General features: G+C 51.7%; 15 protein-coding genes. 5 read left to right on the top strand and 10 right to left on the bottom strand.

Annotation, left to right across the window (positions count from 1 at the left end; all coding sequences use genetic code 11):
- Positions 1-70: 70 nt before the first annotated feature.
- The 10 genes from KNO73_RS07995 to KNO73_RS08040 form a co-directional block, all read right to left on the bottom strand.
- The gene (locus KNO73_RS07995; protein ID WP_215112300.1) at positions 71-490 is read right to left on the bottom strand and encodes an RDD family protein; all 420 of its coding nucleotides are present in this window, start codon (positions 488-490) and stop codon (positions 71-73) included.
- Positions 491-504: 14 nt separating this feature from the next.
- The gene (locus KNO73_RS08000) at positions 505-1,581 is read right to left on the bottom strand and encodes a nitric oxide synthase oxygenase (RefSeq protein ID WP_215112301.1); all 1,077 of its coding nucleotides are present in this window, start codon (positions 1,579-1,581) and stop codon (positions 505-507) included.
- Between the two features lie 97 nt (positions 1,582-1,678).
- Complete coding sequence (locus KNO73_RS08005) at positions 1,679-1,921, bottom strand: hypothetical protein (RefSeq protein WP_078147423.1); 243 nt, start codon at positions 1,919-1,921, stop codon at positions 1,679-1,681.
- A gap of 74 nt (positions 1,922-1,995) precedes the next feature.
- Positions 1,996-2,193, bottom strand: a complete 198-nt coding sequence (locus KNO73_RS08010; RefSeq protein ID WP_078147424.1) for a hypothetical protein — start codon at positions 2,191-2,193, stop codon at positions 1,996-1,998.
- Between the two features lie 146 nt (positions 2,194-2,339).
- The gene (gene tnpB / locus KNO73_RS08015) at positions 2,340-3,512 is read right to left on the bottom strand and encodes an IS200/IS605 family element RNA-guided endonuclease TnpB (RefSeq protein ID WP_215112302.1); all 1,173 of its coding nucleotides are present in this window, start codon (positions 3,510-3,512) and stop codon (positions 2,340-2,342) included.
- Positions 3,513-3,705: 193 nt separating this feature from the next.
- The gene (pulA, locus tag KNO73_RS08020; protein ID WP_214733881.1) at positions 3,706-6,627 is read right to left on the bottom strand and encodes a type I pullulanase; all 2,922 of its coding nucleotides are present in this window, start codon (positions 6,625-6,627) and stop codon (positions 3,706-3,708) included.
- Positions 6,628-7,215: 588 nt separating this feature from the next.
- A complete protein-coding gene (locus KNO73_RS08025; RefSeq protein ID WP_214687315.1) occupies positions 7,216-7,785 on the bottom strand; it encodes a hypothetical protein in 570 nt (189 codons plus the stop codon).
- 58 nt (positions 7,786-7,843) lie between these two features.
- A complete protein-coding gene (locus tag KNO73_RS08030; protein ID WP_215112303.1) occupies positions 7,844-9,502 on the bottom strand; it encodes an FAD-dependent oxidoreductase in 1,659 nt (552 codons plus the stop codon).
- A gap of 14 nt (positions 9,503-9,516) precedes the next feature.
- On the bottom strand, positions 9,517-10,803 hold the full coding sequence (locus KNO73_RS08035) for an arsenic transporter (protein WP_215112304.1): 1,287 nt from the start codon (positions 10,801-10,803) through the stop codon (positions 9,517-9,519).
- A 36-nt stretch (positions 10,804-10,839) separates the two neighbouring features.
- A complete protein-coding gene (locus tag KNO73_RS08040; RefSeq protein WP_047794990.1) occupies positions 10,840-11,157 on the bottom strand; it encodes an ArsR/SmtB family transcription factor in 318 nt (105 codons plus the stop codon).
- Between the two features lie 197 nt (positions 11,158-11,354).
- Here KNO73_RS08040 and KNO73_RS08045 point away from each other — a divergent pair, with 197 nt between their 5' ends.
- The 5 genes from KNO73_RS08045 (at position 11,355) to KNO73_RS08065 (ending at position 15,242) form a co-directional block, all read left to right on the top strand.
- On the top strand, positions 11,355-12,836 hold the full coding sequence (locus KNO73_RS08045; protein WP_215112305.1) for a SulP family inorganic anion transporter: 1,482 nt from the start codon (positions 11,355-11,357) through the stop codon (positions 12,834-12,836).
- A 69-nt stretch (positions 12,837-12,905) separates the two neighbouring features.
- The gene (locus KNO73_RS08050) at positions 12,906-13,319 is read left to right on the top strand and encodes a universal stress protein (protein ID WP_047794988.1); all 414 of its coding nucleotides are present in this window, start codon (positions 12,906-12,908) and stop codon (positions 13,317-13,319) included.
- 113 nt (positions 13,320-13,432) lie between these two features.
- Positions 13,433-13,639, top strand: a complete 207-nt coding sequence (locus tag KNO73_RS08055; RefSeq protein WP_031422647.1) for a PLD nuclease N-terminal domain-containing protein — start codon at positions 13,433-13,435, stop codon at positions 13,637-13,639.
- Positions 13,636-14,484 (top strand): ABC transporter ATP-binding protein, encoded by an 849-nt coding sequence (locus KNO73_RS08060; protein ID WP_215112306.1) that lies wholly within the window; start codon positions 13,636-13,638, stop codon positions 14,482-14,484. Before KNO73_RS08055 ends, KNO73_RS08060 begins: the two co-directional genes overlap by 4 nt.
- Positions 14,484-15,242 carry an ABC transporter permease gene (locus tag KNO73_RS08065; protein WP_215112307.1) on the top strand — a complete coding sequence of 253 codons (759 nt, stop codon included), beginning with the start codon at positions 14,484-14,486 and terminating at the stop codon, positions 15,240-15,242. The genes KNO73_RS08060 and KNO73_RS08065 overlap by 1 nt, the downstream gene beginning before the upstream one ends.
- Positions 15,243-15,270: the final 28 nt, after the last annotated feature.

Consider the following 15,270-nt stretch of genomic DNA (forward strand, 5'->3'; position numbering starts at 1 on the left):
TCCCGCCCCTATTCCTACTCGACCGAACGGAACGAAAAAACAGAGCGACACGCGGTCGCCCTGCTCTTCTTCATTTGGTCGAGATCAATTTTGTATGGGCGAACTCGTCGTGCGGCAACTCGAGGTCTTTATTCGACTTCATCTGTTGGAGTGCACGGATGAGCGGAATCCCAAGCGTCGCCGGGTAGACGACGTCTTTATAGAGTGTCCGCTTGATGACTTGCTCCAATGAAAGCGGGCGTCCATCCGCACTCACGACCTTAATTCCGACGACACGGTCTCCTATCGTCTGACCGTTTCGATACAACATACAATAGACTTCTCCGGCCATCGTCACAACGGTCGGTAAGTAATACCGTTTCACTTCTTTGTCTGGCCAAATCTTTTGACGGACGGCCTTTTCAATCAATTTCGTCGGTGTCTGAAAGACGAGTTGGTCGATTTGACCAGCGACGGCTCGTTTCCAAAGTGGGACTGCCACAGCAATCATCCTTTCTCTCGGTTCTAGCCTTTCAATTCCTCTTTTACCAGCTGACGAAACCCTGAGAACGGACATCCACTTCGAGCGAACAAGTTCGGTGTTTTGATCTGATTGTCGTAATGCTCGTGAAAAACGTGCGTCGTCGCAGGAGAGAGCGGCGGGATGAGCCAACTCCATTGCCCGGTGACGTCACGCCCCGCGTCCCGTTCGTTTTTTTCGAACCGCTTGAACTGTTTGGCGGCCGTATGGTGGTCGACAATGGTCACACCTTCCCGCTCGAACGATTGCAGGACGGCGATGTTCAATTCGACGAGTGCCCGGTCGCGCCAAAGCGACCGCTCTTTCGTCGTATCGAGCCCGAGTGACCGTCCGACGAGCGGCAACAAATCATAACGGTCCGTATCGGCCAAGTTCCGTGCCCCGATTTCCGTCTCCATATACCAACCGTTAAACGGGACCGACGTAAACCGAAGCCCTCCGATTTCAAGCTCCATATCCGCAATCGCCGGGACCGCGTGCCATTTGATGGTCCGTCCGTCAAACAGGTCCACATCCTCGTGCTGAATGTCCACCTCAAGTACGGCCTCGTTCGGCAACTCAAACAAGCGGACGTCTCGTCCGTCCGTGATCATGAGCGGGAGGATATCAAACGGCGTACCGGCTCCGACCCATCCGAGCTCTTTCGCGCGCTTCGTCATCGTGACGGACATCGGGTCTCCGATGATTCCGTCCGGCGTCTCATATCCCGCGTACCGAATCAACTGTGTGTTCAATAGTTTGAACTCGTTCGGGAGAACCGTCATCGTCGAACGGATTTTTCCACCGTTCGTAGCGAACCGAAGATGGTTGACAAGATGGTCGTAGACAGCCTCAAACGTATCAGCGTCCCGTGCATCGATCACATGGAGTGTCTGCCAAAACAAGCGGCCGATGCAACGATTCGAATTCCGCCACGCCACCTTGGCACCTTCACACAACTCTTCCGTCGTCAACGAATAAGTGCCCGTGCGCTCAATTTCATCTTTGATTTGTCGGAGACGTTCGGACGGGTCGTCATGCCATTGCCGCATCCAGTCGCTCGCTTGTTCATACAGATTCATATCTAAAATCTCCTCACTCGATTCTCTCTTTTTCCATCTTAGAGAAAAGGAGACCCCTGTTTCAACTATCTATTCTCACACGCGACACGTCGGGTACTTAGAACCCCTCTGGTTGATGAACGAGTTCGATATAGTCGGTGACTTCTTCGTCTCCGCTCACTTCCTTCTCAAGGGCGGTCAATTGAGCCTCGATGGTCGGACTTGATTCGTATTCGGCGGCATATTGATATAACACATTCGTCACTTCGGTCATTCGACGCAAGCGGACAGGAAAGTCTGTACCGGATGCAAAACGAATGATGAACGTGACGTCTGAATTGCTCGAGTCAACCGCTCTCAATCGTCAGGATGAACCGTTTCTCGGGTTAACGCCTGTTCGTGATACGGCGCAAACTCTTCCGCATCGGCTGGAGATCATGCGCAGTCATCGAACAGCAGTCCCATCTTTTCGTTCGAATCGATTAGTTGACCATTTGTATCGAGTACGTAAATGGTATCCGAATACTGTTCAATCAGGAGCGAATCCACATGGAACGGGGGAATCGGTCCAGTTGACAAGATATCCGTGACGTCACCATTGACGCGATGAATCCACTTTTTGAAAATCGTCATACCATCTCTCCTTTCGAAAGAGATGGAAGTTTCAAGCGTAAATTCTCTTGTTCATACAAAATGACTAGTTTTTGAACTACTCCCACCTACGCGTTGCTTAGAGGTGGGAGATTCCTGAGTTATCCTCTCTATCGAGAGAAACCTGATCAGGCTAACCCCGTCGTCCCGACGGTTGAAGAAGCTAAGATTCGTTCAGCTTCTAATTTCAAATTCATACCTGCGTTAATATCGCGATCATGATGGACTCCGCAATTCGGACACGTCCATTCACGTAGTTCAAGATGTTTCACGTCTTTGTGTTGATGGCCGCAACTCGAACACAATTGGCTCGAGGCGAAGGTCTTCCCGACCTTCACGACGGTCTTCCCGTACCAACCGGCCTTGTACTTGAGCATGCGATGGAACTCCGACCAGCTCACTTCGGAGATCGACTTGCTCAACTTGCGGTTCTGCTGCATGTCCTTCACCTGCAGGGTCTCGATGCCGATGACGTCGTGGTTTTTGACGATTTCGGTCGACACCTTCTGCAGGAAGTCGGTGCGTCTGTTGGCGATCTTCTCGTGGATGCGGGCGACCTTCCGCTTCTGCTTCTGGTAGTTCTTCGCCTCGGAGAGTCTCACCTTCTTGTTCAGGGCGATGCGCTGACGACGGGACAACTTGCGTTGCTCGCGGGCCAGTTTCTTCTCGAGCGTACGGAAATAACGGTCGTTTTGGTATACGGTTCCGTTTGATAGGATGGCGAAGTTCTTCAGCCCGACGTCGACGCCGACCGATGAGCCGGTTTTCGGCAGCTCACTGATCTCATGCTCTACGAGAAGGGAGACGAAGTATTTGCCCGAAGCTGTGCGTCGGATCGTGGCGCTCAGGATGCGACCCTCGACCTGTCTCGATTTGGCGAAACGCAGCCATTTCAGCTTCGGGAGTTTGAGTCGATTTCCGACGATCGAGACCTCGGGGAGCTGGGAATTGCCTTGGATGTTCGCCGTATAGGATTGGACGGGGTTTCGCTTCGACTTGAAACGGGGATGATTCCCCTTTTTCTTGAAGAACTTCTTATACGCGTCGGCCAGGTGTTTGACACTGTTCTGGACGGCCGTGCTGTCCACTTCCGTCAACCAACTGAATTCTTGTTTGAGCATGGGAAGTGCTTTCGAGCAGGCATCATACGACAGTCCCTTGCCGGTCGCTTCATGGGCCGCGTCCCATTTCGACAGGAAATGGTTGAACACGAACCGCGAACAGCCGATCGTCTTGGTGATCAGGACCTCCTGTTCCTTCGTCGGATAGATCCGGAATTTATAGCCCTTGTGCTTCACCATGTGACGTTCACCCCCTTTGAAGATATTTTACCCGAAGGAGAGGTTGGCGATTCATATCCCACTTTCACGTAAGCTCTGTCCTTAACGTTTAGAAGTGGGAGTATTCTCGCTTAATTTTGATAAAGCATTAATCACCAATTACCCATCACTGTGCCATTAGAAAACCCCACTCGTTTCTAAGTGGGGTCAATGATTAGTTCCGTTCGAGGACGAACGTCTTGTATGCAGGCACGCTTACTTTTCCAGTCGCACGCTTGATTGTCTTCGTTCCGGCACGGTCGCCATCGACAATCACGTTCCAGTTCCCTTTTGGAAGGGTGACTTGGACATTCGTCGGGTTGGCGTTATGCGTGATGAACAAGTCGTTCTTTTGACCCGGTGCATCTTCGTCAATCGTGTACGTGATGACGTTCGCTTCCGCTTTGTGGAACGTCAAGAATCGTTTCACATCGCTCGCTTTAGTCATCCGAAGACCTGGATTGGCTTTACGCATTTCAATCAAGCCTTTCATGTATTGGACGTCCGCCTTGCGGTCGGCTGCCCGTTTCCAATCGAGCTGGTTGATCGAGTCCGGTGATTTGTACGAGTTGTGGTCGCCTTCCTTCGTACGCATGAACTCTTGTCCGGCGTGAAGGAATGTCGTCCCTTGGCTCGTCAAAATGATGCTTGAAGCGAGTCGGTGCATCTTCGTCTTGTTCACTTCAGATGCGATCGGGTTCGTCAACTCCAGCTTGTCCCATAACGTGTGATTGTCGTGGGCCTCAACGTACGTGATGGCTTGCGTCGGTTCTTTCGTGAATCCTTTAATCGTGTCGCTATACGCGATCTCACCGACGATTCCCGTCTTCACGCGATTTTCCATGCCTTCTTTTCCGTTGACGAATCCTTTGTCCTCATCGAAGAAGACGCTACCTTTCAAGCCGTCACGGATGTTGTCATTGAAGTGGGCGATACCCGGCATGTCGTAGGCGTTCTTTTGATTTGCTTTTAATTCAGCATCGAGCGGCGTACTGAGGTCCCATCCTTCTCCGAAGACGAGAATCGACTTGTCGACTCGATTCAACTCCGAACGAACTTTATTCATTGTGTCGACGTCATGGATTCCCATCAAGTCGAAACGGAATCCGTCCCAATGATACTCTTTTGCCCAATAGACGACAGAGTCGACGATCAGTTTTTGCATCATCGCCCGTTCAGAAGCGGTATCGTTTCCGACACCTGTACCGTTGGCGAAGTCACCACCTGCTGTGTAACGGTAGTAGTAACCCGGTACGATTTTGTGCAAATTCGACGCCTGCGCATCGAACATATGGTTGTATACGACGTCCATGACGGCACGTAAATTGTTGTCATGTAACCCTTGAATCATCTGTTTCATTTCCATGATACGTACTTTCGCATCGTAAGGATTCGTTGAATACGACCCTTCTGGTGCATTGTAGTTTTTCGGATCGTATCCCCAGTTGTACGTCGCCATCGGATTCGTTTCATCGACCGATGCCGTGTTGAAGTCATAGACCGGAATGAACTGAACGTGTGTCACGCCGAGGTCTTTGACATGGTCGAGTCCCGTCTTCGTTGCTGTTTTCTTTCCATCAACGAGAAGACGCGTTCCTGGTTCGATGACACCGAGGTACTTCCCTTTGTTTTGAATGCCTGAGTCGTATTTGTCCGTCTTCACATCGAAGATCGAGAAATCACGGACATGCGTCTCATAGATGATTGCGTCTGTCGATTGTTTCAACTTCGGTTTCATTGAATTCCAACGTTTTGGATCTGTCTCTTTCAAATCGACGATGACACCTTGGTCACCGTTCACGCCGACAGCCGTCGCATACGGATCGACCGCACGGACCTTCCCTGTCGCATGGGTCACTTGGTACGTATAGCCGATGCCGTCTAGGTCACCCCGCACTTCTGCCACCCACGTGCCGCGTTCACCGCGTTTCATTTGAATCACTTTCTTCAAATCTTTATCATTTGTTGGTCGGTTCGTCGGCATGTTCCATAGTTCGAGCTCGACTTGTTGAGCCGTCGGAGCCCAGAGAACAAATTTCGTTTTCGACTTTTGGTACGTGACACCGAGTTTACCGTCATATGCATATTTTGCATCGAATTCTTTTGAACGAAGCACCTTGCCGGCTTGGAGCGTCTGTTCTCCAAACTCCGGGTGCGAGGCTTTGATGACTTTCGCTAAGTCGATGTCTGACTTGAATTGAATCGTCACCGACTTGTCGCTAGCCTTTTCAATCGATTCCACCGTTGCCCCGTCCACGCTCAATTCATCGATGAACGCATCCGTGATGACACGGTTCGTCGTGAGTGTCGCTTGACGGAACGTGTCCGCCGAGAACGAGACGAGCTTCGGAGAGCGATCGATTTGAGGCTCTGAATAGTAGATTGTCGAATCTCCTTCAACGAGCCAAATCTCTTTTGCAGTCCCGAGAACGAATCGGTCTTCCCCATCCTTCTCCGTCCATTCTCCTTTTTTCGTGATCAAGCCCATGAGTCTCTTCGATTCTGGGTTGGCGAGTTTCACGTTCGCGACGGCACCGAAATCATCAGCCCCATCGAATACGATGCTCTGTCCGTCCCCACCGTCTGGCCAAGCCCAAAGACCCCAGTCCGTATATGTATTGTCGTAACGGAAATAATGAACTTTCATATCGATTTCCGTCGAAGCCGTCTCTCCGTCCGGGTTTGACGTATAGATGGTCGGGTCGCCCGACTTGATCCACACTTCGGCGACGCCATCTTGAATCATGTCGCTCGTGATGAAGCGGTCATTTTCAGACCCCTTATCTTTGTCCCAGTTGTCCGTGCGGACGATGAGACCGATTTTTTCAGGTGAGTCGACCGGAAATTCGTAAGCCGCCACCTTTCCGAATGCATCCTCCCCGTTGAATGTGAAGCCTTTGTTCGGGAAGTAATCTGGGCCGTTCGCCCAAAGCCATAAGTTCCAATCCTTTTCGTTATCCGGCGCCTCTTGATAATGGACGACGACAAGTGTCGACTTCCCTTTATCTAAAGCGGACGTCGGCATCGGAAACATTGACAGAATTAGTGCAAACGTTAGCACAACTGCCCATACGGGTTTCCACTGCTTTTTGACCATGAGGGTCCCTCCTTGTAGCACCATTTTGAGAAAACGCTTACACAAAAATTGTAAACGGTTTCCTTGAGTGAAGCAACGTTAATTTAGAAAAGGGTCAATTGGCATCATTTTCTTTACAGATTTTACAAACGGGAAAGCCCATATCGGGCATAGCACGCCTTTAGGCATAGGATGAGAGTGAGTTCGGATGTGAAAACATCCGACGTTCGGGTATACTTATCCCATAGACAAGAACAAGTCTCTAAAACGCCTGTGTCCATCGCCCCTTGAAAATCGTATACGGTTCGGTCATGAAAACATATGACCGGTAAAACGATGCCTGTCGTCATGCAAAAGACGCTAAAACATCAGATGGACACACCTGCAACGACCTGTGGTGGATGGTAACAGTCCACCAGCCTGAGAATCTATATGATCTGTCTCAGGAGGGGTGATGGCACACCCTCATCTGAAGGCTTGAGCAAAACAGAAATGGCCTGCGCTCGCACAAGCACTTCAGAATCCCACGGTTTTAATCGTGGGAGTGTCAAAACCTGTCTAAGAAATATGAACTAAAAAGACGGGTCCCACTCATCATCACAGGATCCGTCAAAGTTTATTCCATTCTTCGAGCGACTCCAAGTAGTGAAGATAGCTCATCTTGATTTCTTCATCTGTTAAGTCCGCCGGTAAGAGGGAACGTGGGACTAGACCTGTGAACTTGGCGCCTCCGACATGTGCAAAAATATAAGAGGCGACTTGCTCTGACATGTCTCTTGTCAAAAAACCGGTCACATACTTCCCATCCTTGCTCTCGAAGACGATGTCGAGTCGGCGACCTTCCTGTTCATCGATAATCAACTGGTTGTAAAGTCGATGTGCCTCATCTTTGTACTTGTATCTCATCCCGCGTCTCGCATTGTCATCAATCTCCCACTGATGGTCTTGTCGCTCTTTCGCCGTGAAGATTTTCTCGAGCATTCTTGGGTCATCAATCGTTAAGCAACAAAAGATATGTTCATACGACAGTTGATCGTCGTTCACCAAGTCCATGATGTCCGTCTTCGGGATAATCTTTGCCTTGTAGCGCACCATGACACGACGGACGACTTCTTCTTTGTCAAAAATGAGCCACTGCTTCCGTCGCTCAAACTTCTCATGTAACATCTTATACTTCATTCACTTCACCTCATTTCCAGCATATCAAAAACGACGCCCGCAAAGGACGTCGTCTTGCTTAGTTCCCGTATTTTTTGAACAACTGATAGTTCTTATTTCCACCTGACAAGTTGTACACGTCGGTGAATCCGAGGTTACGCAGCACGTTCTGGGCCGCGTTCCCCGTCACCCCACCGTTACAGTAGACGACGGTCGGTTTGTCCTTGTCCATGTCTTTCGCCACTTCCCGAAGGTTACCGAGTGGGACGTTGACCGCACAATCGACACACGCCTTCTCGAACTGTGCTGCTTTCCGCGTATCGATGATTTGCATGTCTTCCCCGGCATCGATTCGCGTCTGAAGCTCGGCCGGTGTGATGAGTCGAGCCGCCTTGTCGATACTGTTCGAAAGCACCATCCCCGTATACATGACCGGGTCTTTCGTCGTCGAGAACGGTGGTGCGTAGGCGAGGTCGAGGTGGAACAAGTCGTCGACTTTCGCCTTGAGCGTGATGACCGTGACGAAGACGTCGATTCGTTTGTCGACTCCTTCGAATCCGACGATTTGGACGCCGAGCAGTTGACGTGTCGCACGGTCCGCGACCGCTTTGATCGTCATATCTTTTCCACCCATATAGGCAGGCTTGTCCGGCTTCGTATTATGAAGCACCTCGATATCGTATCCGAGTTCGCGTGCTTCTTTTTCGGCCAGCCCCGTCTGTGCGACGGCAAGTCCGAACACTTTGAAGATGCCCGTGCCGAGGATGCCGCGATGCTCGAGATGACCGCCCGTGATGACGTCCCCAGCGGTCCGCCCCATCTTGTTCGCTGTCGAACCGAGCGGACGCCAAATCGGTTTGCCCGTCACGATTGAGAAGCTCTCCGCGACGTCTCCTGCCGCATAGACGTCTGGGATATTCGTTTCCATCCGCTCATTGACGACAATCGCACCCGTTTCACCTAGTGTGACTCCCATCTGCATGGCGAGCTCGACGTTCGGACGGACTCCCACAGACAAGATGACGAGGTCGGTCTCAATCGTCTTCCCACTCTCCGTGACGACTCGTTCGACGTGTCCGTCACCGGCAAGTTCTGTCACGGTCTCTCCGAGCATGAGCTCGATTCCATTCTTCTCGAGGTGCTCCTCGACGCGACACGCCATGTCCTTGTCGAGTGGCGGCATCACTTGTGGTACACGTTCGATGATGGTCACGTCCACACCGCGAAGCTTCAACTGTTCCGCCATCTCTAGACCGATGAAGCCGGCGCCGATGATCGTCGCATGTTTCGGGTCTGTCGAATCGACGAAGGAGCGTGTCGCCTCGGCATGTTGGATGTTTCGAATCGGGAAGACATTGTCCGACTTCACCCCTGGAATCGGTGGGATGATGCTTGACGCACCCGTCGCGAGGACCAGGACGTCATAGGCGTCCGTGAACGTGTCACCTGTCTCTAAGTTTTCGACCGTCACCGTCTTCGCGTCTTTATCGACGGCTGTGACATTGTGACGTGTCATGACGTCGATGTTGTAACGCTTCTTGAAGAAGGCAGCGTCACGTGGCGTCAAGTCGTCACGAGACTCGACCTCTCCACCGACGTAGTATGGAATCCCACATCCCGAATACGAGATGTCGTAGTCCCGGTCGTAAATCGTAATCTGTGCGTCTTCGTTGTTCCGACGTGCTTTCGCCGCGACCGATGTCCCGGCAGCGACTGAACCGATGATGACTAGTTTCATATATAATCCACTCCTCAATAAAGTAATAAGCTGATATATAGACCGAGCAACGTGATAGCCAATGTCGGAATCGTCAAGATGATCCCGACTTTAAAGTACTGTCCCCAGCCGATTTTGACCCCTTTCGTACGAAGGACGTGGAGCCATAGAAGCGTCGCTAGCGACCCAATCGGGGTAATCTTTGGACCGAGATCGGAACCAATGACGTTCGCATAGATTAACGCTTCCCGAATCTGTCCGGTCGTATGCGTCAAGTCGATAGCGAGCGCATCAATCATGACGGTCGGCATATTGTTCATGACAGATGACAAGATGGCGGCCAAAAAGCCCATCCCGAACGTGGCACTGAAGGCGTTCACCGCGAACCAGTCGATAAAGTTTGCCAGTACTTGAGTGAGTCCGGCGTTTTGTAAACCGTAGACGACGATATACATCCCAAGCGAGAAGAAGACGATGGCCCACGGTGCACCTTTCACGACTTGAGTCGTCTGTACCGCTGACGAGCGATTCGCCATCACGAGGAAGAACAAGGCGATCACCCCGGCGACGAGCGAGACTGGAATCCCAAGCAAGTCGCTCGTGAAATAGCCGATCACCAACAAGGCGAGCACGACCCACGATAAGCGGAACATCGTATGGTCTTTAATGACGGACGAAGGTTCAGCCAACTGTGAGGCATCATATCGTTTCGGGATGTCTTTCTTGAAATATAGATACAAGACGAGCAGACTCCCCGCGACCGCGAACACGTTCACAAATGCCATCCGCGCGGCGTACTCGGCGAAGCCGATATCAAAGAAGTCGGCTGAAACGATGTTGACGAGGTTCGAGACGATGAACGGGAGACTCGCCGTATCGGCGATAAATCCGGATGCCATGACGTATGCCAAGACGATCGCGTCCGGCAGTTTGAGAGCCCGGACCATCGCTAAGACGATGGGCGTCAAGATGAGCGCTGCCCCGTCGTTCGCAAACAATGCTGCGACGAGGGCACCGAGTAACGTGATATAAACGAAGAGCTTCACGCCGCCACCTTTGGCGATTCGTGCCATATGTAAGGCGGCCCATTCAAAAAATCCAATCTCGTCTAAAATGAGCGAAATGATGATGATTGCGATGAAGGTGAACGTCGCGTTCCAAATGATGCCCCACACCGTTCCGACGTCATCAAGATTGACGACACCTGAAACGAGGGCGATGACGGCCATCCCCATCGCCGAGTAACCGATGCCGAGGCCTTTCGGTTGCTTGATGATGAGGAAAAGCGTCACAAGAAAAATTAAACTAGCAATCCACTGCACAATGAGTTCCTCCTATAGTCTCTATTGTCTCTCTCCTTACATCGCACAATCCGGCTCACAATCACAGCTCGGTTCGACGGTTTCTAGATTGGCTAACAAATCGGTGACGAGCGGATAAAAGGGGCTCGTCTCGTTCAATCGGTAATGAATCCACTGTTTGTCTCGACGTTCTAACAGTAGTCCCGCCTGACGTAACATTTTCAAATGACGGCTGATCGCCGGTTGCGAGATATCGAAACAGTCGACGAAACTACACGCACACTGCTCGCCTGCCTCCATTTGTTTCAACATCGTCAATCGGGTCGGATCCCCAAGCACCTTGAGCACCTTGCTCAATTCTTCAACGGCATACATCTTCTCCCCACCTTTCATATAACAAATTCGTTATATAACCTGCACGTTATGAAATTACCACAATTTTTCATCCGAAGCAATTGTCATTTTGGACTCAATTCGGTATGATGAAACACGTTGAAAATGAACGGATTCCATTATTTTGATTTTCGTGAGACTCGAAAATTAAATCATTATAAATAGAAAGGTGTGTTCTTTTGGAAAGATTGAATACGTTGAAACACGAATGGTTCGGAAATGTCCGGGCCGACATTTTGGCCGGGATTGTCGTCGCCTTGGCACTCATCCCTGAAGCCATCGCCTTCTCCCTCATCGCGGGAGTCAACCCGATGGTCGGGCTCTATGCCTCCTTTATTATCGCGATGATCATCTCCGTTGCCGGAGGTCGTCCGGCGATGATCTCGGCTGCGACCGGTGCGATGGCGCTCGTCGTCGTCTCGCTTGTCGCCGACCATGGGCTTCAATATTTACTGGCCGCTGGTATTTTGACCGGAATCATCCAAATCATTCTCGGTTACCTCGGCATCGCCCGCTTGATGAAATTCATCCCGCGTGCCGTCATGGTCGGATTCGTCAACGCGCTCGCCATATTGATTTTTCAGGCGCAACTCTCTAACTTTGAAGGAGAGAGCTGGATCATCTGGGCAATCGTCGCCGCCTCGCTCGCCATCATCTTCTTGTTCCCACGTGTGACGAAGACCATTCCGGCACCGCTCGTCGCCATCGTCGTCATGACGGTCCTCGCGATCACGCTTGGACTCGACACGAAAAACATCGGGGATATGGGAACGATCTCAGCGACGCTTCCAGACTTCTTGTTCCCAGATGTGCCATTCACGCTCGAGACACTCATGATCATCTTGCCGTACTCGATCTCACTCGCCTTCGTCGGCTTGATCGAGTCGCTCTTGACGGCTCAAATCGTCGATGACATGACAGGAACGGACTCGAACAAAAACCGCGAATCGCGCGGACAAGGCATTTCGAACATCGTCACCGGATTCTTCGGTGGGATGCCAGGATGTGCGATGATCGGACAATCGGTCATCAACGTCTCGTCTGGTGCCCGTGGTCGACTCTCGACATTCACAGCCGGACTTGCCCTCTTCATCATGATCATGACGATCAGTGACGTATTGATGCTGATCCCGGTCGGCGCGCTCGTCGGGGTCATGTTCTTCGTCTCGTACGCGACGTTCGATTGGGGTTCGCTCAAAGCGATGCGTACCGCCCAAAAATCGGATACGGTCGTCATGCTCGTCACCGTACTCGTCACCGTCGTCACACATGATTTGTCACTCGGTGTACTCGCCGGGATTTTGACAGCAGCAATTCTCTTCGCTGCTAAAATCTCAAAAATCGATCTCGAGCGAAAGATCGATGCCGACAAGGCTCATTACATGGTGAACGGACAGCTCTTCTTCGCCTCGACGTCTGAATTCGTCAATCAGTTCGATGTGGCAGAAGACGCGGAAGCGGGGATCAAACACGTCACGATCGATTTTGCGAACACACATCTTTGGGACGACTCTGCCATCGGGGCAATTGATAAGGTCATCTTCAAATATAGGGAAGTCGGAATCGAACCGGAACTGCTCAACTTGAACAAAGACTCGGAAAAACTGCTCAACACGCTCGCCCTTCACTTGAAGCAACAAGACGCGAACGCAGGGCACTGATTCACCGTTCCCCCGACTCGTGAAATCACCTATACTAAAAGTAGAATGTGCGAAAGAGGAGGAGTTTTCATGGGAAAGGTATTTTTAGCGGCAGACGGTTCTGCCCACTCGAAACGTGCGCTTGAAAAAGCGATTCAGCTCGCAAAGGCGTCGAATGCATCGATTGACATCGTACACGTCATCAGTGCGAAAGAATCGAAAGAAGCGGCCCTCAATTCGACAGGAAAGATCGACTTGGAGACGAAGCGAAAGCAGATGCTCAAGCCATTGTTCGACTTGACGGAAGCAGAAGGCATAGCCTACGAATACATCGAACTTCGTGGGGAGCCGGACGTCGAGCTCGTCAAATATGCGAACCATGAGCCGTACGAATATGTTGTCGTCGGATCACGCGGATTGAACACGTTCCAAGAGTTCGTGCTCGGTAGCGTGAGTCATAAACTCGCCAAACGTGCTCTCGCTCCTGTCATCATCGTCAAATGATGCATCGTCCTCATCTCCATCGTGAGATGGGGATTTTTTGTGTCACATACAGGGGACATCCTGTACGTGTAGAATGTGTTTAAGAACAGTCTAATTCAAAGGAGGTTCTCACGATGGACATCGTAAACGACCCGAATACCCTTTTTCTCATCTTACTACCCGTTCTGATTTTGCAACTCATCTTACTCGTCGTCGCCTTGATTGACTTGTTCAAACGCGACGTGACGAACGGTCCGAAATGGGTATGGCTTCTCGTCATCGTTTTCATCAACATACTCGGCCCAATCATCTACTTCTTATGGGGGCGGACACCGCGATGAACATCACACATGTAACGAAAAAATTCGGCTCCTTCACGGCGCTCGATGATGTCAGTTTCGAATTACGACCCGGCTGCACGTCCCTCCTTGGGGAAAACGGTGCCGGGAAGACGACGCTTTTGAACTTGCTCGCCCGCGTCACCCACCCGACAAGCGGCGACATGAGTGGACATGAACGCATTCGGATCGGCTATTTGCCTCAGCGCCCGGCCCTCTATCCATCGTTGACACCCGTCGAGACGATTCGGTATGCCGCTGAATTGACGGGGACCAAACATGTCGATCCGATTCAACTATTGAAACGGGTCGGGCTCGAACCGGTCGACCGTCCGGCAACGAACTTATCGGGCGGGATGCGACAGCGACTCGGGATCGCCCAAGCGCTCGTTCATGACCCGGAACTCTTGTTACTCGATGAACCCGTCTCCGCACTCGACCCTCGCGGTCGACGCGAAGTGCTCGATCTGTTGAGTGACTTGAAACGAGAGCGGATGATCCTGTACTCGACGCACGTCCTGCCGGATGCTGAAGAGGCGAGCGACTGGGTGCTCTTGCTTCGCCAAGGCAAATTGCTTATGGAAGGAACCGTGACCGACCTACTCGGTTCGAAGTCGACCATCGAGTTGCGTCTCTTTGATGATGAGACGAGTGAAGCAGACTGGACACAGTTAGAAGGCGTGGCTCGGACAACGAAACGGGGTTCCACGTGGACGTTTGAGTCAACGGACCGGAATCTCGCCGAACGGGCGATTTTGCGGCGCGTCCTGGAACGGAACGTCACCATCCAATCGCTACACGTCGGGCACCCGTCACTCGAGTCCCTATTCTTGGAGGTGAACGCCTGATGCGTATCGCAATCTTCAAACAGGAGTGGCGAGAGGCATGGTCGAACAAGCGGCTCATATGGATCCCAATCGTTCTCATGCTTCTTGCCTCGATGCAACCGCTCACGCTCTATTTCTTACCGGATATCCTCGCCTCCGGCGGCAACTTACCGGACGGCGCCGTCATCGAGCTCCCGACGCCGACACCAGAAGAAGTATTGATTTCAGTCAGTGAACAGCTCCGTCAAATCGGACTTCTCGTCGTCTTGTTGTCGGCGATGCACACGTTCAGTCATGAGCGGACGAACGGGACGCTCGCCTGGCTCAAATCGTTACAGATTCCGACGTCTCGCATCGTCGTCAGCAAATGGGCCCATTACGTCCTCTTGACGGTCGGTGGCCTCTTACTCGCCCAATTAGCGGCGGCGTACTATACGGTCATTCTTTTCGAGCCGTTTGATGTACCCGCATTTCTCGTCTCGACGGCACTTCTCGTCTGTCATTTCGTCGTTCAGCTCTCCATCTTCATTCTCCTCGCTGCCATAATTGAGAGCGGGGTCGTCGCGGTCGTCTTGACGCTCGGTCTCCATTTCGTCATGTCGCTCCTCATCGGATGGGTCGACCTCGATTGGATGCCATGGATGCTCGGTCCACAATCGAGCCAGGTGCTCCTGACCGAAGTGGATCTCGTGTGGCCACTCGTGACGGGAACCGTTGTCGTTCTCATCTCCCTTTTCGTGGCATCGAAACGACTTCGATTCATGAGTCATTCGGCGTAAACGTCTGACCTCACAAATGATTCATTTG

Origin of the sequence: Exiguobacterium sp. s83 (assembly GCF_018617095.1) — a bacterium.
In the GTDB taxonomy this organism is placed as follows: Bacteria; Bacillota; Bacilli; order Exiguobacteriales; family Exiguobacteriaceae; genus Exiguobacterium; species Exiguobacterium profundum.

Excerpts from the sequence above, each read along its gene's own strand:
- KNO73_RS07995 (WP_215112300.1), bottom strand. The coding sequence starts at position 490 with ATGATTGCTGTGGCAGTCCCACTTTGGAAACGAGCCGTCGCTGGTCAA.
- KNO73_RS08000 (WP_215112301.1), bottom strand. The coding sequence starts at position 1,581 with ATGAATCTGTATGAACAAGCGAGCGACTGGATGCGGCAATGGCATGAC.
- KNO73_RS08010 (WP_078147424.1), bottom strand. The coding sequence starts at position 2,193 with ATGACGATTTTCAAAAAGTGGATTCATCGCGTCAATGGTGACGTCACG.
- tnpB (WP_215112302.1), bottom strand. The coding sequence starts at position 3,512 with ATGGTGAAGCACAAGGGCTATAAATTCCGGATCTATCCGACGAAGGAA.
- pulA (WP_214733881.1), bottom strand. The coding sequence starts at position 6,627 with ATGGTCAAAAAGCAGTGGAAACCCGTATGGGCAGTTGTGCTAACGTTT.
- KNO73_RS08025 (WP_214687315.1), bottom strand. The coding sequence starts at position 7,785 with ATGAAGTATAAGATGTTACATGAGAAGTTTGAGCGACGGAAGCAGTGG.
- KNO73_RS08030 (WP_215112303.1), bottom strand. The coding sequence starts at position 9,502 with ATGAAACTAGTCATCATCGGTTCAGTCGCTGCCGGGACATCGGTCGCG.
- KNO73_RS08040 (WP_047794990.1), bottom strand. The coding sequence starts at position 11,157 with ATGTATGCCGTTGAAGAATTGAGCAAGGTGCTCAAGGTGCTTGGGGAT.
- KNO73_RS08050 (WP_047794988.1), top strand. The coding sequence starts at position 12,906 with ATGGGAAAGGTATTTTTAGCGGCAGACGGTTCTGCCCACTCGAAACGT.
- KNO73_RS08055 (WP_031422647.1), top strand. The coding sequence starts at position 13,433 with ATGGACATCGTAAACGACCCGAATACCCTTTTTCTCATCTTACTACCC.
- KNO73_RS08060 (WP_215112306.1), top strand. The coding sequence starts at position 13,636 with ATGAACATCACACATGTAACGAAAAAATTCGGCTCCTTCACGGCGCTC.
- KNO73_RS08065 (WP_215112307.1), top strand. The coding sequence starts at position 14,484 with ATGCGTATCGCAATCTTCAAACAGGAGTGGCGAGAGGCATGGTCGAAC.